The 24985-nt window shown below is 66.3% G+C and carries 18 protein-coding genes, 1 pseudogene and 1 other annotated feature; of the genes and pseudogenes, 10 read left to right on the top strand and 9 right to left on the bottom strand.

Annotated features, from left to right (window positions below; all coding sequences use genetic code 11):
• Nucleotides 1–28: 28 nt before the first annotated feature.
• Both AC0KTM_RS14835 and ltrA read left to right on the top strand, forming a co-directional pair.
• Nucleotides 29–1429, top strand: a complete 1401-nt coding sequence (locus AC0KTM_RS14835) for a WS/DGAT/MGAT family O-acyltransferase (RefSeq protein ID WP_225330549.1) — start codon at nucleotides 29–31, stop codon at nucleotides 1427–1429.
• Nucleotides 1430–2143: 714 nt separating this feature from the next.
• The gene (gene ltrA, locus AC0KTM_RS14830; protein ID WP_225330667.1) at nucleotides 2144–3406 is read left to right on the top strand and encodes a group II intron reverse transcriptase/maturase; all 1263 of its coding nucleotides are present in this window, start codon (nucleotides 2144–2146) and stop codon (nucleotides 3404–3406) included.
• Nucleotides 3407–3540: 134 nt separating this feature from the next.
• Here ltrA and AC0KTM_RS14825 read toward each other — a convergent pair.
• From AC0KTM_RS14825 to AC0KTM_RS14805, 5 genes and pseudogenes are all read right to left on the bottom strand, one after another.
• Nucleotides 3541–4781 (bottom strand): IS3 family transposase gene (locus tag AC0KTM_RS14825; RefSeq protein WP_472408499.1). Its coding sequence is split into 2 segments (ribosomal slippage): nucleotides 3541–4494 and nucleotides 4497–4781, totalling 1239 coding nucleotides; the frame shifts between segments, so codons are not numbered across the junction.
• Nucleotides 4389–4506: a sequence feature (AL1L pseudoknot), on the bottom strand. Its footprint overlaps the gene before it by 118 nt.
• Nucleotides 4782–4830: 49 nt before the next feature.
• Nucleotides 4831–6102 (bottom strand): annotated as a pseudogene (locus tag AC0KTM_RS14820) (HNH endonuclease signature motif containing protein); the annotation flags it as partial.
• A gap of 211 nt (nucleotides 6103–6313) precedes the next feature.
• Nucleotides 6314–7585 carry an alpha/beta hydrolase gene (locus AC0KTM_RS14815; RefSeq protein ID WP_238956269.1) on the bottom strand — a complete coding sequence of 424 codons (1272 nt, stop codon included), beginning with the start codon at nucleotides 7583–7585 and terminating at the stop codon, nucleotides 6314–6316.
• Nucleotides 7585–9216, bottom strand: a complete 1632-nt coding sequence (fadD12, locus tag AC0KTM_RS14810) for an acyl-CoA ligase FadD12 (protein WP_238956268.1) — start codon at nucleotides 9214–9216, stop codon at nucleotides 7585–7587. Before fadD12 ends, AC0KTM_RS14815 begins: the two co-directional genes overlap by 1 nt.
• Before the next feature lie 3 nt (nucleotides 9217–9219).
• Entirely contained in the window at nucleotides 9220–10029 is an 810-nt protein-coding gene (locus tag AC0KTM_RS14805; RefSeq protein WP_425326321.1) for a lysophospholipid acyltransferase family protein, read from the bottom strand.
• A gap of 180 nt (nucleotides 10030–10209) precedes the next feature.
• On the opposite strand from AC0KTM_RS14805, the gene AC0KTM_RS14800 reads away from it, so the two are divergent.
• Both AC0KTM_RS14800 and AC0KTM_RS14795 read left to right on the top strand, forming a co-directional pair.
• Entirely contained in the window at nucleotides 10210–11955 is a 1746-nt protein-coding gene (locus AC0KTM_RS14800; protein ID WP_238956267.1) for a DUF3556 domain-containing protein, read from the top strand.
• Nucleotides 11952–13379: a phytoene desaturase family protein gene (locus AC0KTM_RS14795; RefSeq protein ID WP_238956266.1), complete on the top strand. Its 1428-nt coding sequence runs from the start codon at nucleotides 11952–11954 to the stop codon at nucleotides 13377–13379. The genes AC0KTM_RS14800 and AC0KTM_RS14795 overlap by 4 nt, the downstream gene beginning before the upstream one ends.
• Nucleotides 13380–13755: 376 nt before the next feature.
• Here the strand turns inward: AC0KTM_RS14795 and AC0KTM_RS14790 are convergent, their stop codons facing one another.
• The 4 genes from AC0KTM_RS14790 to AC0KTM_RS14775 form a co-directional block, all read right to left on the bottom strand.
• Entirely contained in the window at nucleotides 13756–14136 is a 381-nt protein-coding gene (locus AC0KTM_RS14790) for a hypothetical protein (protein WP_225328607.1), read from the bottom strand.
• A 221-nt stretch (nucleotides 14137–14357) separates the two neighbouring features.
• On the bottom strand, nucleotides 14358–15971 hold the full coding sequence (locus AC0KTM_RS14785) for a wax ester/triacylglycerol synthase family O-acyltransferase (RefSeq protein WP_472408518.1): 1614 nt from the start codon (nucleotides 15969–15971) through the stop codon (nucleotides 14358–14360).
• A gap of 223 nt (nucleotides 15972–16194) precedes the next feature.
• Nucleotides 16195–16377 carry a DUF6307 family protein gene (locus AC0KTM_RS14780; RefSeq protein WP_238956264.1) on the bottom strand — a complete coding sequence of 61 codons (183 nt, stop codon included), beginning with the start codon at nucleotides 16375–16377 and terminating at the stop codon, nucleotides 16195–16197.
• Nucleotides 16378–16499: 122 nt separating this feature from the next.
• Nucleotides 16500–17261: a TetR/AcrR family transcriptional regulator gene (locus tag AC0KTM_RS14775; protein ID WP_238956263.1), complete on the bottom strand. Its 762-nt coding sequence runs from the start codon at nucleotides 17259–17261 to the stop codon at nucleotides 16500–16502.
• A gap of 366 nt (nucleotides 17262–17627) precedes the next feature.
• Here AC0KTM_RS14775 and gap point away from each other — a divergent pair, with 366 nt between their 5' ends.
• The 6 genes from gap to AC0KTM_RS14745 all read left to right on the top strand — a co-directional run bounded on the left by gap (nucleotide 17628) and on the right by AC0KTM_RS14745 (nucleotide 24977).
• A complete protein-coding gene (gene gap / locus AC0KTM_RS14770; protein WP_238956262.1) occupies nucleotides 17628–18647 on the top strand; it encodes a type I glyceraldehyde-3-phosphate dehydrogenase in 1020 nt (339 codons plus the stop codon).
• A gap of 3 nt (nucleotides 18648–18650) precedes the next feature.
• Nucleotides 18651–19886 carry a phosphoglycerate kinase gene (locus AC0KTM_RS14765; protein WP_014380462.1) on the top strand — a complete coding sequence of 412 codons (1236 nt, stop codon included), beginning with the start codon at nucleotides 18651–18653 and terminating at the stop codon, nucleotides 19884–19886.
• Nucleotides 19883–20668 (top strand): triose-phosphate isomerase, encoded by a 786-nt coding sequence (tpiA, locus tag AC0KTM_RS14760; protein ID WP_238956261.1) that lies wholly within the window; start codon nucleotides 19883–19885, stop codon nucleotides 20666–20668. The genes AC0KTM_RS14765 and tpiA overlap by 4 nt, the downstream gene beginning before the upstream one ends.
• A 30-nt stretch (nucleotides 20669–20698) precedes the next feature.
• On the top strand, nucleotides 20699–20932 hold the full coding sequence (secG, locus tag AC0KTM_RS14755; RefSeq protein ID WP_065027059.1) for a preprotein translocase subunit SecG: 234 nt from the start codon (nucleotides 20699–20701) through the stop codon (nucleotides 20930–20932).
• 108 nt (nucleotides 20933–21040) lie between these two features.
• A complete protein-coding gene (ppc, locus tag AC0KTM_RS14750; RefSeq protein WP_472416004.1) occupies nucleotides 21041–23857 on the top strand; it encodes a phosphoenolpyruvate carboxylase in 2817 nt (938 codons plus the stop codon).
• 130 nt (nucleotides 23858–23987) lie between these two features.
• Nucleotides 23988–24977 carry an aldo/keto reductase gene (locus tag AC0KTM_RS14745; RefSeq protein ID WP_472416002.1) on the top strand — a complete coding sequence of 330 codons (990 nt, stop codon included), beginning with the start codon at nucleotides 23988–23990 and terminating at the stop codon, nucleotides 24975–24977.
• Nucleotides 24978–24985: the final 8 nt, after the last annotated feature.

Here is a 24985-nt window from a genome sequence, read left to right as displayed (position 1 = left end):
ACGGGTTGGCGGGGGCTACGGTCGGGGAATGAAACGGCTTTCGAGCGTTGATGCGGCGTTTTGGTCGGCCGAAACCGCGGGCTGGCACATGCACGTGGGCGCACTGGCGATTTGCGACCCGAAGGAATGCTCCGAGTACAGCTTTGCGCGACTGCGCGAGCTGATCATCGAGCGCCTGCCGGAGTTGCCGCAGTTGCGGTGGCGGGTCACCGGCGCGCCGTTCGGCCTGGACCGCCCGTGGTTCGTCGAGGACGAGGACCTGGACCCCGACTTCCACATCCGGCGCATCGCGGTTCCGGCGCCCGGCGGGCGGCGCGAACTCGAGGAACTGGTGGGGCGGTTGATGTCCTACAAGCTGGACCGCGCCCGGCCGCTGTGGGAGATGTGGGTGATCGAGGGCGTCGAGGGCGGCCGGATCGCGTCGCTGACCAAGATGCACCACGCCATCGTCGACGGCGTCTCGGGCGCCGGCCTGGGTGAGATCCTGTTGGACGTCACTCCGGAACCGCGTCCGCCGCAACACGAAACGGTGGGATCGCTGGTGGGATTGAATATCCCGGGCATCGAGCGGCGGGCGGTGGGTGCTCTGATCAACGTCGGGGTCAAGACTCCGTTCCGCGTTGCGCGGCTGGTGGAGCAGACCGTGCGTCAACAGATCGCCGCGCTGGGGGTGCGCAGCAGGCCGCCGCGCTACTTCGAAGCGCCGAAAACCCGCTTCAATGCGCCGGTTTCGCCACACCGGCGCATCACCGGCTGCCGTGTCGAACTGGCGCGCGCCAAGGTCATCAAGGATGCCTACGGTGTCAAGCTCAACGACGTGGTGCTGGCGTTGGTCGCCGGCGCCGCGCGCGATTACCTCCTCAAACGCGGTGAGCTGCCTGCCAAACCGCTCATCGCGCAGATCCCCGTGTCGACGCGCACCGACGAAAACAAGGACGACATCGGCAACAAGGTGAGCTCGATGACCGTCTCGTTGGCCACCCATATCGAAGACCCCGGGGAGCGGCTGCGATCCATCCACGAAAGCACCCAGAACGCCAAGCTGATGGCCAAGGCGTTGTCGGCGCACCAGATCATGGGGCTGACCGAGACGACGCCGCCCGGGCTGTTGGGGCTGGCCGCGCGGGCCTACACCGCCAGCGGTCTGTCGCGAAACCTGGCCCCTATCAACCTGGTTGTCTCGAATGTGCCCGGCCCGTCGTTCCCGTTGTACATGGCCGGCGCCAAGCTGGACTCGCTGGTTCCGCTGGGGCCGCCCGTGATGGACGTCGCGCTGAACATCACGTGCTTCTCCTATACGGATTACCTGGACTTCGGTTTCGTGACGACGCCCGAGGTGGCCAACGACATCGACGACATGGCCGATCGCATCGAGCCCGCATTGACCGACCTCGAAAAGGCCGCCGCGGTGGAGAACAGCTCGAGCTAAGCCTGCCTGGTGATCTGACGCTACCGGTCGCCGCGAGCGCGGCGATTTGCGAAGTGTTATGCGGCCCCGGGATTGTCGGCTTCGTCGTCCTCGTCGTCGCCGTCATGGAGGAGTTTTTCGGGGTGGGTGTGTCCTGAACGCGGAAGGGAGTGTTGATGTAGGTAGCGCTTCTGGAAGCGGTGCTGTGCAGGAGATGAAGGATTGCTGGCCCTTCGGAGCCGCCCTGTGGGGGGAGGCTTCAAACCGCCACATGCTGCGAGAGCGGTGACGCGATCGTGGTGAACGATGTGGAAAAGGCGCGTGTGACGCGTCAGGTGGGGACCGGGAAGGCGAGCGCAAGCGAATCGCTGCTGACGTGTCGTAAGAAAAACAGGTGACATCAAAACCGGGGTGTTTATCCGATCCCGGGACGAGCTTGGCGGGTGCCCATTGATTGGCCAGGCGGTGTCCGGCATGAAGGCGACGCGAGCCCGGTCTGCGGCTTTTGCATGGAACAGGAGAAGGCCGGAACCGATACGTCCCGTTCGTGTTTGACGTGGGAGATAGGGAGTAGCCCATGCGCAGCATGGGTGTGAGTACCGTCGCGGGTCCGGCTGGCGGACTGGCTCGTAGTAGTGGTGAAGCTTCTGTAATGGGAGTGAAGCGAAGGGGCCAGGTCATCTGTGACGTGTTCGTTGGATCAACCGAGACCCGTTGGGGTTCGGGAGGAGTCGGGTGAACAAGTTGAAGTCACCAGGCAAGCCGTTCGAGATTTCGAAGTGGGCGGTTCAGGAGGCTTGGGAGAAGGTCAAGGCGAACAAGGGCGCGCCGGGCGTGGACGAAGTATCGATCGAGGCATTCGAGTCTGACCTGCAAAACAATCTGTATCGGGTGTGGAATCGGATGTCGTCGGGGAGTTACTTTCCGCCTCCGGTGCGTGCGGTGGAAATACCCAAGCCGCATGGCGGCGGGACCAGGATGCTGGGCATACCCACAGTGGCTGACCGGGTGGCCCAAACGGTGGTGGCCGAGGAGTTGAAAGTGAAGGCGGAGACGCTGTTTCACGACGACTCCTACGGCTATCGCCCTGGCCGCTCGGCGATCGACGCGGTGGGTGCGTGTCGGCAGCGCTGCTGGAAAACCAACTGGGTGATCGACTTGGACATCCAGAAGTTCTTCGACAGCGTGTCCTGGGATCTGATGCTCAAGGCGGTGGGGGCTAACACCGATTTGCCGTGGGTGATGTTGTATGTGCGCCGGTGGCTGCAAGCTCCGGTGCAACTGCCTGACGGCACCTTGCAACAGCGTGACCGGGGCACCCCGCAAGGGTCGCCGGTCTCGCCCGTGTTGGCAAACCTGTTCTTGCATTATGCGTTCGACGCGTGGCTGGCTCGGGAGTTTCCGACCGTGCGGTTCGAGCGCTATGTCGATGACGCGGTCGTGCACTGCGTCAGCGAGCGCCAAGCCCACCGGGTATTGACTGCGGTGCAAGACAGGATGGGTGAGGTCGGGCTGCGGCTGCATCCCGACAAGACCCGGATCGTGTACTGCAAAGACGGCAAACGGCGCGGTGACTATGCGCATACGTCGTTTACGTTCCTCGGTTTCACGTTCCGCCCGCGCGGGGTCCGGGACAAAAACGGGAGCATGTTCGTCTCGTTTTTGCCCGCGATCAGCAAGGACGCCTGGAAAAAGATCGGGCGGCAAGTGCGGTCCTGGCGGCTGCACCATCGCACCGGTCATACCTTCGCCGGTCTGGCCGACAAGATCAACCCGATCGTGCGCGGCTGGATGAACTATTACGGCGCCTTCTATCGGTCGGCGCTGTATCCCCTCCTGACTCGCATCAACGCCTACCTGATGCGGTGGGTCCGCAACAAATATCGCCGGTTTCGGGGCCGCTGGGCATTCAACCAAGCGTGGTCGCGGGTGATAAAGCAATACCCGCGGTTCTTCGCGCACTGGGCCTGGACCACCGCCGTCCCCGCCGTCTGGTGACCAAGGTGACAAGAGCCGTATGAATCGAGAGGTTCACGTACGGTTCCGTGGGAGCCGGAGGGTGCAACCCCCTCCGGCCACCCGACTGGTAGGTGTTGGTGCGGGGGTGGTTTGAACTACCCCAGGTTTAGTTCCTACTCGGTTGCGAGGGCCGGGGTCGGCTGGCTCGCAGGGTGTGAGGTGCCGGTGAGGGCGGCCTCGTACTCGGCGGGTGGAACGTAGCCGAGGGCTTCGTGCAGGCGTTCCTGGTTGTACCAGGCCACCCATTCGGCGGTCGAGAGTTCGACATCATCGATGCACCGCCAGGGCTTGCCGCGGTTGATGAGCTCGGTCTTGTAGGCGGCGTTGACCGCTTCAGCGAGGGCGTTGTCATAACTATCGCCACGCGACCCGACCGAGGGCGCGATCCCCAGTTCAGCCAGCCGGTCGGTATAGGCCAGCGATAGGTACTGGGATCCGCGGTCGGAATGATGAACCAACTCGGATAGATCGGTATTCGACTGCCACACAGCGTGATTGAATGCTTGAAGCGGGAGGTCTTCGGTGCGCATCGTGGCCGAGACCGCCCAGCCAACGATCTTCTTGGTGCACGCATCAGTGACGAACGCGGTGTAACAGAACCCCTGCCAGGTCCGCACGAACGTGATGTCGGCGACCCATAGCCGGTTCGGTGCAGCGGCCCGGAATTGGCGGTTGACCAGATCGGCCGGCCGGATCGCGGCCGGGTCGCTGATCGTGGTGAACACCGGCTTGCCCCGCTGGGCGCCGCGCAACCCGGCCTTGCGCATCAACCGGCGGGTTTGTTCACGGCCCAGCTGCCAACCACGCCGTGTCATCGCCGCGTGCATCTTCTTGACCCCATACACCGAGTAGTTCTGCCGGTGCACCGCCTCAAGGTCAGCGATCAGCTGCTCATCGCGGATCTCCCGGTCCGACGGTGGTCGGGTCCGCGCGGCCCGATAACCCCGCGAGGTGAGGAATCCGGGGATAGCTGCCCGCAGCACACGGCAGATGAGCTCGACCCCGAACTGATCGCGATGAGCATCGATGTAGGCGATCATTTCGTCGCGGGGCGGTCGAACTCCGCGGCAAAAAACGCAGACGCTGACTTCAAAATCTCGTTAGCCCTGCGCAGTTCAGCGTTCTCGCGCTTGAGCTTACGGATCTCGGCATGCTCAGAACTGGTCATGCCCGGCCGTTCACCAGCATCGACTTGGGCCTTGCGTCGCCACCGACGCACCGACTCCTCCGAAATATCGAGTTTGCTGGCGACAGACTTTATGGCCTCGAACTCCGACACTTCCGAGGCTTCCATCACAGTGTCCAACAACCGCAACGCACGCTGCCGAAACTCCGGCGAATACTGACGGGGCATAGCTTCCAATCCTCCTATAAGGATCGGAACTAAACCTGGGGTAGTTCAGTTTCCATTCGGTTTCGCCTTTGGCGTTTTTGCGGGTGGTCCAGCCGCGGGGTTGGAGCAGGCGGTGGTGTGGGCCGCAGGCGAAGGTGAGGTCGTCGATGTCGGTGGTGTGGCAGGTGGCGTAGTCGGTGACGTGGTGGACTTCGCAGTAGTAGCCCTTAACCCCGCAGCCTGGGGCGGTGCAGCCGCGGTCCTTGGCGTACAACACAATCCGCTGTCCCGGGGAAGCGATCCGCTTGGTGTGGTAGAGCGCCAGGGCCTTGCCTTTATCGAAGATGGCCAGGTAGTGGTGGGCGTGGCGGCCGAGGCGGATCACCTCACTCATGGGCAGGATGGTGCCCCCGCCGGTGAGGCCGCGTCCGGCGGCGGCCTCCAAATCTTGCAGGGTGGTGGTGACGATGATGGAGGCCGGTAACCCGTTGTGTTGGCCCAGTTTCCCGGAGGCCAGCAGTGCGCGCAGTCCGGCCAGCAGGGCGTCGTGGCCGCGCTGGGCGCGCGAGCGGGTGTCGCCGTCGATGGCGGCTTGGGAGGGCGCGCCATCGACGCAGGGGGTTTGGTCGAGGGGGTTGCACATGCCCGGGGCGCCGAGTTTGGCTTCCACGGCTTCCAGGGTGGCGCGCAGTTCGGGAGAAATGAGGCCCCGTAGCTGTGACATGCCGTCGGGTTGTTGGTTGCCCATGATCAGGCCGCGTTGCCGGGCCCGGTCCTCATCGGTGAAGGTGCCATCGGGGTTGAGCGCATCGGTGAGCCCGCGGGCCAACTCTTTGAGGTGTTCGGGGCCGAACTGGGTGGCGAGCTCGGCCAGTTGGGCTTCGGCGACCTCGCGGGCGGTGGCGCTGACCCAGCCGGGCAGGTGGTGGTAGAAGTTGCGGATCACCGTCACCTGGCCGGCGCCGAGTTCGCCGCGGCGTTGGGCGGCTGCGGTCGCGGCCAGGACCGGCGGCAGGGGTTCACCGGTCAGGGCATGGCGTTGACCTAAATCGGCGGCCTCTTGGATGCGCCGAGAGGCTTCGTTGCGGCTGATCAGGGTGCGCTCGGCCAGGGCGTGGGAGAGCCCGGCGCCCAGTTCCTAAGACGGGACCTGGCGGGCAAGGGAATTGAGCAGCGGATGCTCGATGACCGGAAGACGCCGGCGCAGCCGCTCACAGCGCTCCAACACCGCCAACTGCTGCTGGATCGTCAACGCATCGAGCACCAACCCGCACGCGCAATCCACCTCGGCATCGAGCGCATCGAACACCGCATCGACCTCGGGCAAACCAGTGGAACTCACACCGCCAAACTAACGACACCCTCTGACAAAAACCCTCGCATTGTGACCACTGAAACCACAGTGACACAAGGGAATTCGCTATGCGTTTCCGATATCCGAAATCGTGTCGGGGGAAGGCGGTGGCCCGGGGCGACACCTCCGGACAGCCCGGGCGCACGGCCCTTAGCGACAAAAGCCGCCGCCTCAGCCGCGCTCGAGCGAAAGAACCGCCTCAGTCGCGCTGAGGCGGACGCGTCGCGTACACCCACGACAAGAACCGCGCCACGGCCTCCGCGGACCGATGTGCCCGCGGGGAACTGAAGATGTCGAAAGCGTGTTGGGCGTGCGGCAATTCGGCGTAGGCGACCGGAGACTTCGACACCGCGCGCAGCTCCTCGACGAACTCCTGCGCCTCTCCCACCGGGATCAGCGAATCGTCGTGCCCGTGCAGGACGAAGAAGGGTGGCGCGTCGGCGCGCAGCCGACGGATCGGTGAGGCGTCGACGTAGACGTCGCGGTGGGTGCTGAATTTCCGCTTGACGACGAACTTTTGGAGCAACTCCACGAATTCGCGCCGGCCCTCGCCCTCGGTGGAAAACCAGTCGTAGCGCCCGTACACCGGGACGGCGGCGACCACCGACGTGTCGGCGTCCTCGAAGCCCGGCTGGAACGCCGGGTCGTTGGGTGTCAGCGCCGCCAGCGAACACAGATGGCCGCCGGCCGAACCGCCCGTGATCGCCACGAAATTCGGATCCCCGCCGTAGCGGGAGATGTTCTCCTTCACCCAGGCCAGCGCGCGCTTGACGTCGACGATGTGGTCGGGCCAGGTGTGCCGCGGCGACACCCGGTAGCCAATGGACACGCACACCCAACCGCGCGCGGCCAGGTGGCTCATCAGCGGATAGGCCTGGGGCCGGCGCATTCCGATCACCCATGCGCCGCCGGGCACCTGGACCAGCACCGGCGCCTTGCCGTCGCGCGGCAGATCGTGGCGGCGCCAGATGTCGGCCAGATTGGCGCGGCCGTGCGCCCCGTAGGACACCACGTTCGTCTTCTCGACGTAGCGGCGTCGCGCGACCGTATTGCCCAGCGGCAGGGTGCGACGCCCGCTGCGGGTGGGCTTGGTCTGCGGCAGCTTGTCGAGCGCCTCTTCGTAGTCGTCACCGAGTTGCTCGCGCAGCCCCGCCTCCAGCACCGGGCCGGGGGTCGTCACGCCGCGGTACTTGATCACCGCCAGGATGGCCCAGGACGCCGCCGTCAGCGCCAGCGCCACCTTCCCGCGACGTCCCGCGAAGTCGCCGCGGCGCCCGCGCCGCAGCACGTCCAAAAGCGAAGCGGAGAAGTACACGCCCGGCACCTCGGACGCCGGCCACCCGAACCAGAACACCAGCACCGTGCTGTAGCCCTTGCGGGCCAGCGGCCGTAATCCGTTGGCGGCGTTGGCCAATTCGAGAGCGGCGCGCGCCAGCGGCCTGGGCCTTCTGATCATCCTGATGAACCGCATCAGCCGCCGACCCGTGCTCTCAGCTCCGCGCGCAGGATCTTGCCGGTGCTGCTGCGGGGAAGTTCATCAAGGACCGCGATCTCGCGCGGCACCTTGTAGTTGGCGAGGTTGTCCCGCACGTGTTGCTTGAGGGCGTCGGGGGTGGCCTTCTCAGTAAGGTGGCCGCCCGGTTCCAGCACCACGAACGCCGCCAGCCGCTGCCCGTATTGTTCGTCGTCGACGCCGATCACCGCCGCCTCCGCCACGTCGGGGTGTGCGGCGAGCGCCTTCTCCACCTCGATCGGGTAGACGTTCTCACCGCCGGACACGATCATCTCGTCGTCGCGGCCGACGACGAACAGCCGCCCCGCGGAGTCCAGATACCCGACGTCGCCTGACGACATGAATCCGGCGTGAAAGTCTTTCGTGCTGCCCGAGGTGTAGCCGTCGAACTGGGTGTTGTTGCGCACGTAGATGCTGCCGACCTCGCCGGTCGGCAGCTCGTTGAATTCCGGGTCCAGGATGCGGATTTCGGTTCCGCCCGCGGGCCGGCCCGCGGTGTCGGGCGCGGCGCGTAGGTCGGCCGGGGTGGCGGTGGCGATCATGCCCGCCTCGGTGGCGTTGTAGTTGTTGTAGATCACGTCGCCGAACGCGTCCATGAACGCGGTGACGACGTCGGGGCGCATCCGCGAACCCGAGGCCGCGGCGAACCGCAGGGACCGGCCGCTGTAGCGGCGCCGAATCTCGGGCGGCAGGTCCATGATCCGGTCGAACATCACCGGCACCACCACCAGGCCGGTCGCCCGGTGCCGGTCGATCAAATCCAGCGTGGCCTCCGGGTCGAATTTGCGCCGGGTGATCACCGGGCAGGCGAACGACGCCGCGAGCAGCAGTTGGGAAAAGCCCCAGGCGTGAAACATCGGTGCCACGATCACGATGGGCTCCTCGGCCCGCCACGGCGTGCGGTCCAGGATCGCCTTCAGTGTGCCGATGCCCGCGTTGCCGCCAGATTGCTTGGCGCCCTTGGGGGTTCCGGTGGTGCCGGAGGTGAGCAGGATCATCTTGCCCTTGCGTCCGGTGCGCTTCGGTTGCGCCCCGCTGTGGGCGGCGATCAGCTTCTCGATCGTCAGCTCATGCTCGGCATCGGTCCACGCCACGATGCGGGTCGCGCCGGGGGTGCCGGCCAGCGCGCGGTCCACGGTCTCGGTGAACTCCTCGTCGTAGATGACGGCGTCGACGCCCTCGCGGGTCACGACGTCGGCCAGCGCCGGCCCGGCGAACGACGTGTTGAGCAGCAGGATGTCCGAGCCGATCCGGTCGGCCGCCACCAACGCCTCGACGAACCCGCGGTGATTGCGGCACATGATCCCGATGACCCGGGGCTGGCCCGACGGCAACCCCTGCAGCGCCGCGGCGAGCGCGTTGCACCGCTCGTCGAGTTCCCGCCAGGTCAGGCTGCCCCGCTCATCGATCAGGCCGGGCCGGTCCGGGCAACGTTGGGCGGCGCTGGCGAATCCGGAGGTCATGCCCATGCCTTCGCGGCGCATGGCCGCGGCGATCCGCACGTAGCGATCCGGGCGCATGGGTGCGATCAGCCCGGCGCGGCGCATGGTTCCGATCAGACCAAGGGTCTCGCTGAAAGGATTCGGCATGATTCAGCCGAGAATCGGGAATCGGCGCTTGGCGGCGAGCTCGGTCAGGGCTTCCTGCATCACCGATCGCACGTACTCGTCGACCTCGTCGATGTCGGGGTCCTCGCCGAACTCCTTGGCGATGTCGATCGGCTCCAGCACCCGGGTCACGATTTTCGTCGGCAGCGGCAAGTTGGGCGGGATGACGGCGCTCAAGCCGAAGGGGAAACCGAACGATAGCGGCAAAATGGCGCTGCGCAGCAACCGTTTGATGCCCAGTCGCTCGGCGAGCCAGGTGCCGCGGGTCAGGTAGAGCTGGGTCTCCTGCCCGCCGATCGACACCGCCGGCACGATCGGGACGCCGGCATCGATCGCGGTGCGGATGTAGCCCTTGCGGCCGTTGAAGTCGATGACGTTCTCCGAGAGGGTGGGCCGGTAGGCGTCGTAGTCGCCGCCCGGGAACACGATCACGACGCCGCCGGACCGCAGCGCGACGGCCGCGTTCTCCCGATTGGCCCGGATGTACCCGGTGCGGCGGAAGAAGTCCGCGGTGGGGCCGGTCATGAGGATGTCGTGGCTCAACGTGTAGACCGGTCGGTCGTAGCCGAGCTTGTCGTAGAAGTGAGCGCTGAAGATCGGGACGTCCATGGGGAACATGCCCCCCGAGTGGTTGCCGACCACCAGCGCCCCGCCGGGCGGGAACAAATCCAGGCCGTGCACCTCGGACCGGAAGTACGTCTTCAACACCGGGCGCATCACCGCCATCAGGCGCTGGGTCAAGACGGGGTCGAATTTGCCGATGTCCCCGCCATCGGCGTTGTCGCTGTCGGTCACGTTCCTCCCTTGACGCTCGCGCCGGGCCAGATCGCCGAGTCGAGTCCCTCGATGGTAGCGACCGGGGCGGCGCCGCTGTCATGGTGTTTCGGCATTTTCGCCCGCGTAAGCCGTTTGGCCGGCTGCGGTGCCGATACATTCGATGGGCCAGCTGGTTTTCCGACAGGAACGAGGCCGCCCATGGGATTCATGTCACCGGAACTTCCGGACGTCGACCACAGCACCTGGCACACGTTGCCCCGGGCGACCCGGCTGCAAGTCGTGACCCGGCACTGGGCGGAACACGGCTTCGGAACGCCATACGCCGTGTATTTGCTGTACCTGCTCAAGATCGCGCTCTACATTGCCGCGCCCGCCGCGATCATCTCGCTTACCCCCGGCCTGGGCGGCCTGGGACGCATCGGCGACTGGTGGACGCAACCCATCGTCTATCAGAAGGTCGTCATCTTCACGCTGCTGTTCGAGGTCACGGGACTCGGCTGCGGATCCGGGCCGCTGACCGGGCGGTTCATGCCACCGATCGGGGGCATCCTTTATTGGTTGCGGCCCAACACGATTCGGCTACCGGCCTGGCCCGGCAAGGTTCCGTTCACCCATGGCGACACCCGCACCGCCGTCGATGTCGCGCTGTATGCCCTCGTTCTGATCGGCGGGGTGTGGGCGCTGCTGTCGCCCGGTCGCGGCGGGCCGGTCACCGCCGCGGGCGATGTCGGCCTGATCGACCCCGTCCTGGTCGTCCCGACGATCGTGGCGCTGGCCCTGTTGGGTTTACGTGACAAGACGGTGTTCTTGGCCGCCCGCGGGGAACACTATTGGCTGAAGCTGTTCGTGTTCTTCTTCCCGTTCACCGATCAGGTCGCGGCCTTCAAGATCATCATGCTCTGCTTGTGGTGGGGCGCAGCGGTTTCCAAACTCAACCACCATTTCCCCTACGTGGTGGCGGTGATGACGAGCAACAATGCGCTGCTGCGTCCCAAGCTGTTCACTCCGATCAAGCGGCTGCTCTACCTCGACCATGTCAACGACCTGCGACCGTCGCTGCTGCCCAAGCTGATGGCCCACGTCGGCGGCACCACAGCGGAATTCGTGGTTCCGACGGTCCTGGTCTTCTTCGCCGCCGATCACCCGTGGCGCTGGCTCCTGATCGGGTTCATGGTGCTGTTCCATCTCAACATCATTTCCAACCTCCCGATGGGAGTCCCCTTGGAATGGAACGTGTTCTTCATCTTCTCGCTGTTCTATCTGTTCGGGCACTATGGCGCGGTCCGGGCCACCGATCTTCGCTCGCCCGTGCTGCTCGCGCTCGTGATCCTCGCGGTGGTGGTGGTCATCGTGGGAAACATGTTCCCCGAAAAGATTTCGTTCCTTCCGGCAATGCGGTACTACGCCGGCAACTGGGCCACCAGCGTGTGGTGTTTCCGCGCGGGCGCCGAGGAGAAGATCGACGCCGACATCGTGAAGAGCTCCGCGCTCGTCGTCAATCAGCTGGCGAGGCTCTACGACCCGGACACCGCCGAACTCTTGGCAGACAAAATCGCCGCCTTCCGCGCGATGCACGTGCATGGCCGGGCGCTCAACGCGCTGCTGCCGCGCGCGATCGACAACGAAGCCGACTACAAGATCCGTGAGGGCGAAATAGTCGCCGGGCCGCTCGTCGGCTGGAACTTCGGCGAGGGCCACCTGCACAACGAGCAACTGGTGCAGGCCGTGCAACGGCGCTGCCACTTCGAGGACGGCGACGTCCGCGTCATCGTCCTGGAGGGCCAGCCCATCCACGCCCAACGGCAGTCGTACCGCATCCTCGACGCCAAGGCCGGCGTGATCGAGGAGGGCTACATCGACGTCAAGGACATGCTGACCCGCCAGCCCTGGCCCGAGCCCGGCGACGACTGTCCCGTCCACGTCGCCCAACAGCGCACCAAATGACGACCGCGGTGGTGGTCGGCGCCGGGCCCAACGGCCTGGCCGCGGCGATCCATCTCGCCCGCCACGGTGTCGACGTGCAGGTGCTGGAGGCCCGCGAGACCGTCGGCGGGGGAGCGCGCTCGGCCGAGCTGACGGTGCCCGGGGTGATCCACGACATCTGCTCGGCCTTTCACCCGCTGGGCATAGGTTCGTCGTTCTGGAAAGAGATCGACCTGCAGCGGTACGGGCTGGCCTGGAAGTGGCCGGAGGTCGACTGTGCGCATCCGCTCGACGACGGCACCGCCGGGGTCCTGTACCAATCCCTCGATCGGACGGTCGCCGGCATGGGGCCGGACGCCAGTCGGTGGCGACGCGCCGTCGGGGGCCTGGCATCCGGATTCGATCAGCTGGCCGAGGACCTGCTCCGCCCGGTGATCAACGTTCCACGCCACCCGGTCCGCCTCGCGGGCTTCGGGCCCCGCGCGCTGCTGCCGGCGACCGTCCTGGCCCGCTGGTTTCGCACCGAGCAGGCGCGGGCGCTGTTCGGTGGATCGGCCGCGCACATCTACACGCGGCTGGACCGCCCGCTCACCGCATCCCTCGGGCTGATGATCCTGGCCAGCGGGCACCGCTACGGGTGGCCGGTCGCCGAAGGCGGTTCCGGGTCGATCACCAAGGCGCTGGCCGCCGCCCTGGAAGCGGACGGCGGCGCCGTCACCACCGGAATCACCGTCGCGGGGCGCCGCGACATCCCGGACGCCGACATCGTCATGCTCGACCTGAGCCCCGCCGCGGCGCTGAACATCTACGGCGACGTGATGCCCGCCCGAATCAAGCGGTCCTATGCGCGCTACCGCCAGGGGTCCTCGGCGTTCAAGGTCGACTTCGCCATCGAAGGCCACGTCCCCTGGACCAACCCCGACTGCGGTCGCGCCGGCACCGTCCATCTGGGCGGCACGTTCGACGAGGTCGCCGACACCGAACGTCAACGCGCGCAAGGCACGATGGTGCGGCGGCCGTTCGTCCTCGTCGGGCAGCAGTACCTGGCCGACCCGTCGCGCTCGGCGGGCGACATCAACCCGATCTGGGCGTATGCGCACGTGCCCTTCGGCTACACCGGCGACGCCACCGCGGCCGTCATCGACCAGATCGAGCGCTTCGCCCCGGGATTCCGCGACCGTGTCGTCGCCACCGTCAGCAGGGGGACCGCCGATCTAGAGGCCTACAACCCCAATTTCATCGGCGGCGACATCATCGGCGGCGCCAACGACGGGCTCCAGGTCATCCTGCGCCCGCGCGTCTCGGTCAACCCGTATGCGACCGGTGTGCCGGGCGTCTACCTGTGCTCGCAGTCCACGCCGCCGGGCGCCGGCATCCACGGGCTGTGCGGCTACTACGCCGCCGAGGCGGCGCTGGGCCGGCTGCGCAAGCGTCGCAGCGATTGACGGCGTAGCCCCGTCGACGGGACGGGCGGTCATACCGCGCCGCCGCCGCGGTTATCGCGTGGTGCCGCCCAACGGCACGTCGGTTGTCCACGGCTTGCCTACGCCGCCGTCGGAATCCCAGATCGATTGCCGGGCCATTCCCTTGCGTCTGGTCCTGCGGCGCATGCCCGCACGGAGTACGTCCTGGACCCTCAAGGGGCCATTATGGATCAACGAGATCCCGGATTCTGTTGAGGACGTTGCGCGCTCGTCAGCGGTGACGACCGAATGCGTGTCAGTGGTGTGCATCATGTTCGTGCATCTTTCTGTTCGTTGAAGGCAGTTGCTGTTTGGTTGGGTCCTGAACCGCGTGCCGGGCCACCTCGAACGGTGTGCGCTAGTCCGGATGGCGGATAGTCGCGCGCTTGAGCCGGCGATTGTTCATCGGATCGTGTGTCGACTTCTGGTGTTCGAGCTGCCGGCTCAATTCGCGCTTTGCATCGCACAGAGCACGGGTGATGTCCGGGTTTTCCGCGACTGCTACGAGCAGTGGATGGCCGGGAAGGGTTGTGCGCAACGTGATGCGCTGTTCCTTGCCGCCGCGGTCCTGCAGGGTGACTTCGATGTCCACATCTTTCGGATGCCATCTGCCTAGCTGCGCCTCGAGCGTGGACAACGTCTGTGTGACGTGGAGACGCTCCTTCGCGAGAAAGCCTGCGCCCACATGGATCACGTTCTCGCGGAAAGTGTTTCGCTTTGCGTGGTCAGAGTTCCTCATGGTGGCCTCATTCCGGGTGTCAGGTTCCGAGGGTCTTGATCTGAGTTGGTCGACGCGTGGCCAGACGAATGTCATGCTGGCCGGCGACCGAAACGGCCAGGCCCAGGGCGGTCACAATGCCGATCGTGAGAACCAAAGTGCGGTGTGCTGCGGCGAACTCGTGAACGCCGATGACCAGTTTCCGGACTAGAACTCCAGTAAACGCCCCGTCAGACCGGTTGTCAACGCTGTGGGCCTACGGCGTGGGGCTGTCCTTCGAGGAAGTGGGCTATGCCGGCATTTCGTGCCGCGAGGCCGCGGTCGCGCCGGCCTGCTTCGCCCCCGGCGAATTGCGTTGTGGCAGTGCCATTCATGGCGGGTTCCGGCTCGCTGGAGCGGGATAAAACTGCGCCCTGGCCGGACTTTTCGTCGGCGGCGATTTTCAGTTCACCGACCACGTCTTCGATGCAGGTCGCGATCGATGCGACGTCATCGACGTTATCGGGACACGCGACGATGCCGACAGCCAGGGTGGAGCTGTAGGACACGGCGGTGATGTTGAGATTTGAGCCCTCAAACAGCGGGGCCAGGGCGTGAATTCCCAGGACATGCGCTCCGGCGCAATAGATTTCGTCGCGAGGGCCCGGAACGTTGGAAGCGATGACATGAGCCACTGGCGAGTGGAATCGCGACAGTTGCAGACCGGTGTACACACCCATCACCCAGCCGATGACGACCGGTGGAACGAGATCGATGACATCGGCGAGATTGACGGGCCGCACTGCCCGTCGCCCGTCCTTGATCCTGGATGTCGCATCGTGAATGTTGGCCAACTGCTGTGCCGGATCGGCCAGATCCACCGGCAATTTGACGACAACAGGCGACCAACTATTGGACGCGTCGCCGTCGACACCGCGTGTCGAGATCGGCATCATGGTGCGCAGCGGATGACTGGGCACCGTGTCGTGGCTTGCCAACCATCGGCGCAGCGCCGATGTCGTTGCGGTGAGGAAAACATCGTTCACAGTGACGTCGAACGCGGCGGTGATGGCGCGCACATCGTCCATGGCCACCGCGGCGAACGCAACGCTACGTCGCGCGGTGAGTGGGGCGTTCAGCAGCGTGCGCGGCGAACTGTCGTCCTCCTCGGAATCCGAACCGTCGGACCGTTGCGGTCCGGCGCCCGGGAGGAGTTGGCGTACCGATCTCAGCGCGGTTCCTATCGTCGACTTCACCGCGACGGGACCCAGCCTGACGGCGATCCGAATGCCCACAGCGGTGTTGGCGGCGACCTCGTCGACCACGTCCCACACCCTGGTGGCCGCACCGGGCACCGTGGCCTCGGCCCGCTCTGGTGCCACCGCGAATTCAGCGGCGGCATCGACAGTCATCAGTTCGGGCAACATCGACGTCACTGCGCCCACACCGTCGGTAATGGCGTGGGAGAACTTGATCAACACCACCAATCTGCCGTCGGCGAGACCCTGCACGACCCAGGCGTCCCACAGCGGGCGGTCGCGGTTCAAAGGCTGCCCATGCAACTCGCCGATAAGGGTGGTCAACTCCCGCATGGTGCCGGGTTGGGCCAGCCGCACACAATGCAGATGGCTTTGGACATCGAATGCGGGGTCCTCGATCCATGACGGCTGGCCCAACCCGAAGGGCCTGGTGAGCAGACGCTGCCGGAAGCCCGGCATCGTCGCAGTGCGCTGAGCCAGCAGCTTGCAAATCGCGTCGGCGGTCACTGCGCCGTTCGCCTCGGGGTCGCAAAACAACACGGCCGTGACGTGGGTGGGCATCACTGATGTTTCGCCGTGCAGCGTGACACCGTCCAGGCCGGTCAATCGTTTCATCATGCTGCTCCGTCCGTATATCCGAGAGTCAGCTCAAAGCTTGGCTCGCGGCTTTTCGCGCCGCGCTCAGCAGCGACGGCCAAAGCGCCCGGCCGCAGGGTGATTCGTGATCCCCGGAACCGTCTGCCAAATTCGTGCGGGCGGCACTTCGGTCAGGGCGAAATGAACGCGCACCAACGGCAATCCGTGCGGTCGCCGCTGTGTTGAAGCCCAGCCGGGCCGTCGCTCAGCGCACCTTTTCGGGGATTGAGTTCAACGCAGCCAGGACATGCGCGGCGAGTTTGACCGCCGCATCATTGTTCACCTTGGAGTGCGCGCTTATGGTGTCCGTGACCAGTTGGAGACGAATCTCGTAGGGAGTGCGAAACGTTGTGGGCGCTGCCATCGAATGTCCTTTGTAGTCGAGCATGTTCGCTCGCAACCGAGCTGCTCGATATCGATGAGCGTACGCCGATTCGCGGTCGCCGCGTGCGCGACGAGCGTGCGGATCTTGGGCCCGCCGATTTTGAGAGAGCAGGATCTTCGGATGGGCTACTTCCTCGCGCGTTTGCGGGCCGAGCGCCTTGGCGCCGGCACGGTGGCCGCCAGACCGATGAACAACACATCCAGAGCGCGGTCGAGTTCGGCTGCACCGTCGTAGTAGCCGAGCGCTGGGGCCAGCGCGCGCACCTGAGGGAACTCGGTGATCGCCAGTCGGTGCAACCCGAGGCGCAGCACATCATCGGACTCCTCGGGCCGCTCGACGACCTCCTGCAACTCGGTGAGGATATGGCCATAGAGATAGCCGAAGAGCACCCGGTAAATATGTAGCGCGTCGACTCCGCTGAAGCCCACCGAAGTGAGCAGCGCGACGACGTCCTCCAGTGGCCGTAGCATGCCCGGGGGTCGCTGCCCCAGCGGCGTGGCTAATGGCCGAGTCACCAATAACGGCACCACATTCGGGTGCTCGAGGGCCAGTCGGCGGAAGTCATGTGCCACCGCGCGCAGCTGTCCTGCCCAGTCCGGGTCTGCGGTGTCCACCCGCAATTTGCCCAGCACGATCTCGGCGATGCCGTCGAGCAGCGCCGCCTTGTTCGGCACATGCCGATAAATCACCGTCGGGTCGCGACCCACCTCCTCACTCAGGCGCCGCATCGACAATCCATCCACACCGTCGCGATCGACCAATCGCAACGCGCACCGCAAAACCACCGACCGGCTGACCAGGCCGCGTTCTGGGCGGCTGGCGGCGGACGCGTCCAGTCCATCGCCGGCAGCTGTCGTTTGCTCCGGCAAACCAGCGGAACTCGCCATCGTGGGCGTCCCTTTCCTCCATGTGTTCTACGTGTTTTGCGGCGCCCATCCTAACGCCGCTGGCCAACGTTGTTGACACCCAGCGTGGGAAACGAGTGCGGGGGTCTGCAAGGGCTTCCACCCGGAATTGCAGGCTCGTCACGGCGCGCCCGCCCGGGCCGAAGCCGGGCTGGACCCGCAACCGCTCGGGTGATGTTGCGCACAGGTTGTGGCGTCTACCGATGGCCATCCTGCAAAGGCGATGGTCCACACTCTTACCGGCGCGCCAACCGAGTGTGTCGCTGATCTAGGCTGACCAGAGGCAGTGTCCGCGGACATGCAAAAGACATCGATGAAGACGGCTCAGGAAACACAGAGGAGAGACAAGTGACGGTCCGAGTAGGTATCAACGGCTTCGGTCGAATCGGGCGGAACTTCTACCGGGCCTTGCTGGCTCAACAGGAGCAAGGCGCCGCTGATATCGAGGTGGTCGCGGTCAACGACCTCACCGACAACGCCAGCCTGGCGCACCTGCTGAAGTTCGACTCCATCCTGGGCCGCCTGCCGCACGACGTCACCCTCGAGGGTGACGACACCATCGTCGTCGGCAACGCCAAGATCAAGGCGCTGGAGGTCAAGGAAGGCCCGGCGGCGCTGCCCTGGGGCGACCTGGGCGTCGACGTCGTCGTCGAGTCCACCGGCATCTTCACCAACGCCGCCAAGGCCAAGGGCCACCTGGACGCCGGCGCCAAGAAGGTGATCATCTCCGCGCCCGCCACCGACGAGGACATCACCATCGTGCTCGGCGTCAACGACGACAAGTACGACGGCAGCCAGAACATCATCTCCAACGCGTCGTGCACCACGAACTGCCTGGGGCCGCTGGCCAAGGTGCTCAACGACGAGTTCGGCATCGTCAAGGGCCTGATGACCACCATCCACGCCTACACCCAGGACCAGAACCTGCAGGACGGCCCGCACAAGGACCTGCGCCGCGCCCGCGCCGCCGCCCTGAACATCGTGCCGACCTCCACCGGCGCGGCCAAGGCCATCGGCCTGGTGCTGCCCGAGCTGAAGGGCAAGCTCGACGGCTACGCGCTGCGGGTGCCGATCCCCACCGGCTCGGTCACCGACCTGACCGCCGATCTGAAGAAGTCCGCCACCGCCGACGAGATCAACGCCGCGATGAAGGCCGCCGCCGAGGGGCCGATGAAGGGCATCCTCAAGTACTACGACGCGCCGATCGTCTCCAGCGACATCGTCACCGACCCGCACAGCTCGATCTTCGACTCCGGTCTGACCAAGGTGATCGACGACCAGGCCAAGGTGGTGTCCTGGTACGACAACGAATGGGGCTACTCCAACCGCCTGGTGGACCTGGTCGCCCTGGTCGGCAAGTCGCTGTAACCCGTGGCCGTCCACACGCTCAAAGACCTTCTCGGCGAGGGGGTTTCGGGCCGAGGCGTGCTGGTGCGCTCGGACCTGAACGTGCCGCTCGATGACGGCAAGATCACCGACCCCGGGCGGATCACCGCCTCGGTGCCGACGCTGAAGGCACTCGTCGAGGCGGGCGCCAAGGTGGTGGTCACCGCGCACCTCGGGCGTCCCAAGGACGGGCCGGACCCGAAGCTGTCGCTGGCGCCGGTCGCCGCGGCGCTCTCCGAGCAGCTGGGCCGCCACGTGCAGTTGGCCGGGGATGTCGTCGGTACTGACGCGCTGGCCCGCGCCGAGGGGCTGACCGATGGCGACGTCCTGCTACTGGAGAACATCCGCTTCGATGCCCGCGAGACCAGCAAGGACGACGCCGAGCGGCTCGCCCTCGCCCGCCAGCTCGCCGAATTGGTCGGGCCCACAGGCGCTTTCGTCTCCGACGGCTTCGGCGTGGTGCATCGCAAGCAGGCGTCCGTGTACGACATCGCGACCCTGCTGCCGCACTACGCCGGCACGCTGGTGGCCGAGGAGATCCAGGTGCTCCAGCAGCTGACCAGCTCCACCAAACGCCCCTACGCCGTGGTGCTCGGCGGGTCGAAGGTGTCCGACAAGCTCGGGGTCATCGAGTCGCTGGCCACCAAGGCCGACAGCATCGTCATCGGCGGCGGCATGTGCTTCACTTTCCTTGCCGCGCAAGGCTTTTCAGTTGGCAAGTCTCTGCTGGAGACCGAGATGGTGGACACCTGCCGGCGGCTGCTGGACACCTACGTCGACGTGCTGCGGCTCCCGGTGGACATCGTGGTGGCCGACAAGTTCGCCGCCGACGCGACACCGCAGACCGTCGCCGCCGACGCCATCCCGGACGACCTGATGGGTCTGGACATCGGGCCCGGATCGGTCAAACGGTTCGCCACCTTGCTGTCCAACGCCGAGACCGTCTTCTGGAACGGGCCGATGGGCGTGTTCGAGTTCCCGGCGTTCGCCGCGGGCACCAAGGGCGTCGCCGAAGCGATCGCCACCGCGACCGGCAAGGGCGCCTTCAGCGTGGTCGGCGGCGGGGACTCGGCGGCGGCCGTGCGCGCGCTGGGCATCCCGGAAGGCGACTTCTCGCACATCTCCACCGGTGGGGGAGCGTCGCTGGAATACCTTGAGGGCAAGACGCTTCCGGGTGTCGAGGTACTGGACCGTCCGCAACCGACTGGAGGCGCAGCGTGAGCCGCAAGCCACTGATCGCCGGCAACTGGAAGATGAACCTCAACCACTTCGAGGCGATCGCGCTGGTGCAAAAGATCGCGTTCGCGCTGCCGGACAAGTACTACGACAAGGTCGACGTCACGGTGCTGCCGCCGTTCACCGACCTGCGCAGCGTGCAGACCCTGGTCGACGGCGACAAGCTGCGGCTGACCTACGGCGGGCAGGACCTGTCCCAGCACGACGCCGGCGCCTACACCGGCGAGGTCAGCGGCGCCTTCCTGGCCAAGCTGGGCTGCACGTTCGTCGTCGTCGGGCACTCCGAGCGCAGGACGTACCACCACGAGGACGACACCGTCGTCGCCGCCAAGACCGCCGCGGCGCTCAAGCACGAACTGACCCCGATCGTCTGCATCGGCGAGCACCTTGATGTCCGCGAGGCCGGAAACCACGTCATTCACTGCGAGGAGCAGCTGCGCGGGTCGCTGGCCGGGCTCTCCGCCGAACAGATCGGCAAGGTCGTCATCGCCTACGAGCCGGTGTGGGCGATCGGCACCGGGCGGGTGGCCAGCGCCGCCGACGCCCAGGAGGTGTGCGCGGCGATCCGCAAGGAGTTGGCGTCCCTCGCCTCGCCGAAGGTCGCCGAGGCCGTGCGGGTGCTCTACGGCGGCTCGGTCAACGCCAAGAACATCGGCGAGCTCATCGCCCGCGACGACATCGACGGCGGTCTGGTCGGCGGGGCGTCGCTGGACGGCGAGCAATTCGCGACGCTGGCGGCCATCGCCGCCGGTGGGCCCCTGCCGTGATGCGGCGTCGGCACCGGTAGGCTGGCCGTCATGCAGTTGGCTTTGCAGATCACGCTGGTCGTCACCAGCATCCTGGTGGTGCTGCTGGTGCTGCTGCACCGCGCCAAAGGTGGCGGCCTGTCCACGCTGTTCGGTGGTGGCGTCCAGTCCAGCCTGTCCGGGTCCACCGTGGTGGAAAAAAACCTGGACCGGCTGACGTATTTCATCACCGCCATCTGGCTGGTGTGCATCGTCGGCATGGCGCTGCTGATCAAGTACCGCTGACCGCGCCTCGCCACAACGCCGAGTGTGAAATCTACGACGCGACCCGCAGGCGATGCGTCGTGAATTTCACTTTCGCCGCGAACGAGCACCGCGTCGATACTGGGACGCATGGCTGACGCCTCCGAAGTCTCCGACAGCACGCTCGAACCCATCGGCGCCGTCCAGCGCACCCTGGTGGGGCGCGAGGCGACCGAGCCGATGCGGGCCGACATCCGCCTGCTGGGCGCCATCCTGGGCGATACCGTGCGCGAGCAGAACGGGAACGAGGTCTTCGAGCTCGTCGAACGCGCCCGGGTGGAATCGTTCCGGGTGCGGCGCTCCGAAATCGACCGGGCGCAGATGTCCCAGATGTTCGACGGTATCGACATCCACCAGGCCGTCCCGGTCATCCGCGCGTTCAGCCACTTCGCGCTGCTGGCCAACGTCGCCGAAGACATCCACCGCGAGCGCCGCCGCGCGGTCCACATCGCCGCCGGCGAACCGCCGCAGGACAGCACCCTGGCCGCCACCTACGCCAAACTCGATGAGGCACAACTCGATTCGGGCACGGTTGCCGACGCGCTGAAGGGCGCCGTGGTCGCCCCGGTGATCACCGCCCACCCCACCGAGACCCGCCGGCGCACCGTCTTCGTCACTCAGCACCGGATCACCGAGCTGATGCGGCTGCACGCCGAGGGGCACGCCGACACCGACGAGGGTCGCAACATCGAACTCGAGTTGCGCCGCCAGGTCCTCACGCTGTGGCAGACCGCGCTGATCCGGTTGTCCCGGCTGCAGATCACCGACGAGATCGAGGTGGGTCTGCGCTACTACGCCGCCGCGTTCTTCAAGGTGATCCCGCAGGTCAACGCCGAGGTCCGCAACGCCCTGCGGGCCCGCTGGCCCGACGCCGACCTGCTGAACGGGCCGATCCTGCAGCCGGGGTCCTGGATCGGCGGGGACCGCGACGGCAATCCGAACGTGACGGCCGATGTGGTGCGCCAGGCCACCGGCAGCGCCGCGTTCACCGCACTGGCGCACTACCTGGCCGAGCTGACCGCGCTGGAACAGGATCTGTCGATGTCGGCGCGCCTGGTCTCGGTCACCCCCGCGCTGGCCGAACTGGCCGAGGGCTGCGGCGAGAAAGCCCGCGCCGACGAACCGTACCGGCGGGCGGTGCGGGTGATCCGCGGCCGGCTCAGCGCGACGAGCGCCGCCATCCTGGACCGCACGCCGCAGCAGGTGCTGGATCTGGGGCTGCCGCCGTATGAAACCCCGGCCCAACTGGGGGCCGATCTCGACACGATCGACGAGTCGCTGCGCGGCCACGGCAGCGCGCTGCTGGCCGACGATCGCCTGGCGCTGCTACGAGAAGGCGTGCGGGTCTTCGGGTTTCACCTGTGCGGCCTGGACATGCGGCAAAACTCCGACACGCACGAAGAGGTGGTCTGCGAGCTGCTGGCGTGGGCCGGCGTGCACCCGGACTACCGTTCGCTGCCCGAAGACGAGCGCGTCGAGCTGTTGGCGGCCGAGCTGGGCACCCGCCGCCCGCTGGTCGGGGACGACGCGCAGCTGTCCGACCTGGCCCGCGCCGAGCTCGGAGTGGTGCGCGCGGCCGCGCACGCCATCAAGCGCTACGGACCGTCCGCCGTCCCCAATTACGTGATCTCCATGTGCCGTTCGGTCTCCGATGTCCTCGAGGCCGCGATCCTGCTCAAAGAGGCGGGGCTGATCGATGCGTCCGGGGATGCGCCGTACTGCCCGGTGGGCATTTCCCCGCTGTTCGAGACCATCGACGATCTGCACAACGGCGCGGCGATCCTGCACGCGATGCTGGAACTTCCGATCTACCGGGCGCTGGTGGCCGCCCGCGACGACAGCCAGGAAGTGATGCTCGGGTATTCGGACTCCAACAAGGACGGCGGATATCTGGCGTCCAGCTGGGCGGTGTACCGGGCCGAGCTGGCGCTGGTGGAAGTGGCGCGCAAAACCGGAATCCGGTTGCGGCTCTTCCACGGTCGCGGCGGCACCGTCGGCCGCGGCGGCGGGCCGAGCTACGAGGCGATCCTGGCGCAGCCGCCCGGCGCGGTGAACGGCTCGCTGCGCCTGACGGAGCAGGGCGAGGTGATCGCCGCCAAATACGCCGAACCGCAAGTGGCGCAACGCAACCTGGAAAGCCTGCTGGCCGCCACGCTGGAGTCCACGCTGCTGGACGTCGAGGGCCTGGGCGACGCCGCGGAACCGGCGTACACGGTGCTCGACGAGGTGGCCGTGCTGGCCCAGCGCGCCTATGCCGAATTGGTGCACGACACACCGGGTTTCGTCGACTACTTCATGGCCTCCACACCGGTCAGCGAGATCGGCTCGCTGAATATCGGAAGCCGTCCGACGTCCCGCAAACCCACCGAGTCGATCTCGGACCTGCGCGCCATCCCGTGGGTGCTGGCGTGGAGTCAGTCGCGGGTCATGCTGCCCGGCTGGTACGGCACCGGGTCGGCATTCGAGCAGTGGATCGCCGCGGGGCCGCAGAGCGAGTCCGAGCGGGTGGGCATCCTGCACGACCTGTACCAGCGGTGGCCGTTTTTCCGCAGCGTGCTGTCCAATCTGGCTCAGGTGCTGGCCAAGAGCGACCTCGGCCTCGCGGCTCGCTACGCCGAATTGGTCGACGACGAGGAGTTACGGCGCCGGGTTTTCGACAAGATCGTCGACGAGCACCGGCGAACCATCGCCATGCACAAGCTGATCACCGGGCAGGACAACTTGCTCGCCGACAACCCCGCGCTGGCGCGGTCGGTGTTCAACCGCTTCCCCTATCTCGAACCGCTCAACCATCTCCAGGTGGAGTTGCTGCGCCGCTACCGTTCCGGCGACGACGACGAACTGGTGCAGCGCGGGATTTTGCTGACGATGAACGGGCTGGCCAGCGCGCTGCGTAACAGCGGCTGACGACGCGCGCACTTTCCGCGCTGACCACCGGTGTTGCGGCACGCGGTGTCGGCGTCGTTATGGTTGAGTCGTGGCTTGCCTGCGCGGGCCGCGCACGCAGGGACGACTATCCAACGGGGGAGGTTGGCATTTGAAATCCATCACATTCGGCAAGACGGGACTTGAGGTTTCCCGGTTGGCCTTTGGTACCTGGGCGTTCAGCAGCGACTGGGGCCAAGCCGACGAGGACGCCGCGATCACCATGATCCATCGCGCGCGTGACCTGGGGATCAACTTTTTCGATACCGCCCAGCAATACGGGTTCGGGGAATCCGAGCGCATTCTCGGCAAGGCCCTTCGCGCCGATTTCGCGCGGGCCCGCGACGAGCTGGTGATCGCCACCAAAGGCGGGTTGCGCAAAACCGAAACCGGACTGGTCCGCGACGCCAGCCGCGAGTACCTGCGCAGTGGTGTCGAGTCCAGCCTCCGCGCGCTGGGTGTGGATTACATCGATCTCTACCTGGTGCACTGGCCGGATCCCACGACTCCAGCGGCTGAGACGGGTGAAGCGCTCGCAGAACTGGTGTCGGAGGGCAAGATTCGGCATGTCGGTGTGTCGAACTACGACACGACCCAGATAGAGGAACTCTCGGCCACGCTTCCGGTGGAAGCGGTGCAGCCGCCGTACCACCTGTTCCGCCGTGACATCGAATCCGACCTGCTGCCCTATTGCCACGCCCACGACATCGGGGTGATGGTGTACGGACCGTTGGCGCACGGCCTGCTCACGGGAACCATGAAGCCCGACACCAGCTTTGCCGCTGGCGACTGGCGCGGCAAGAGTCCCATCTTCACCGGCGAGGATTATCTGCGCAACCTGAAAGTCGTTGATGACCTGAGCCATTTGGCCATCGACCTCGGCGTCACGACGAGCCAGTTGGCCATCGCCTGGACGCTCGCGCAACCCGGCGTGCACACCGCCATCATGGGCGCGCAACACGTCACCTACCTGCAGGACAGCGCCGGTGCGGCCGACGTCACGCTGTCTGACGCGGACCTCGCCGCGATCGAGGACATCATGAAGTCGGCGACGCCGGTCGGCGGCCCGGCCCCCGAGATGCACGAGAAAAAGGCGAGCTGACCGGGGGA

This window comes from Mycobacterium sp. NTMscope_Eco_3, assembly GCF_976985685.1.
Note: the sequence above shows the minus strand (reverse complement) of the source record. Positions and strands in the feature narration are given on the sequence as shown.

What these genes read in the sequence shown, in the direction of transcription:
- AC0KTM_RS14795 (WP_238956266.1), top strand. Translation starts at nt 11,952, where the DNA reads ATGACGACCGCGGTGGTGGTCGGCGCCGGGCCCAACGGCCTGGCCGCG.
- AC0KTM_RS14815 (WP_238956269.1), bottom strand. Translation starts at nt 7,585, where the DNA reads ATGCGGTTCATCAGGATGATCAGAAGGCCCAGGCCGCTGGCGCGCGCC.
- secG (WP_065027059.1), top strand. Translation starts at nt 20,699, where the DNA reads ATGCAGTTGGCTTTGCAGATCACGCTGGTCGTCACCAGCATCCTGGTG.
- AC0KTM_RS14835 (WP_225330549.1), top strand. Translation starts at nt 29, where the DNA reads ATGAAACGGCTTTCGAGCGTTGATGCGGCGTTTTGGTCGGCCGAAACC.
- AC0KTM_RS14775 (WP_238956263.1), bottom strand. Translation starts at nt 17,261, where the DNA reads ATGGCGAGTTCCGCTGGTTTGCCGGAGCAAACGACAGCTGCCGGCGAT.
- AC0KTM_RS14780 (WP_238956264.1), bottom strand. Translation starts at nt 16,377, where the DNA reads ATGCTCGACTACAAAGGACATTCGATGGCAGCGCCCACAACGTTTCGC.
- AC0KTM_RS14785 (WP_472408518.1), bottom strand. Translation starts at nt 15,971, where the DNA reads ATGATGAAACGATTGACCGGCCTGGACGGTGTCACGCTGCACGGCGAA.
- AC0KTM_RS14790 (WP_225328607.1), bottom strand. Translation starts at nt 14,136, where the DNA reads ATGAGGAACTCTGACCACGCAAAGCGAAACACTTTCCGCGAGAACGTG.
- ppc (WP_472416004.1), top strand. Translation starts at nt 21,041, where the DNA reads ATGGCTGACGCCTCCGAAGTCTCCGACAGCACGCTCGAACCCATCGGC.
- fadD12 (WP_238956268.1), bottom strand. Translation starts at nt 9,216, where the DNA reads ATGCCGAATCCTTTCAGCGAGACCCTTGGTCTGATCGGAACCATGCGC.
- AC0KTM_RS14800 (WP_238956267.1), top strand. Translation starts at nt 10,210, where the DNA reads ATGGGATTCATGTCACCGGAACTTCCGGACGTCGACCACAGCACCTGG.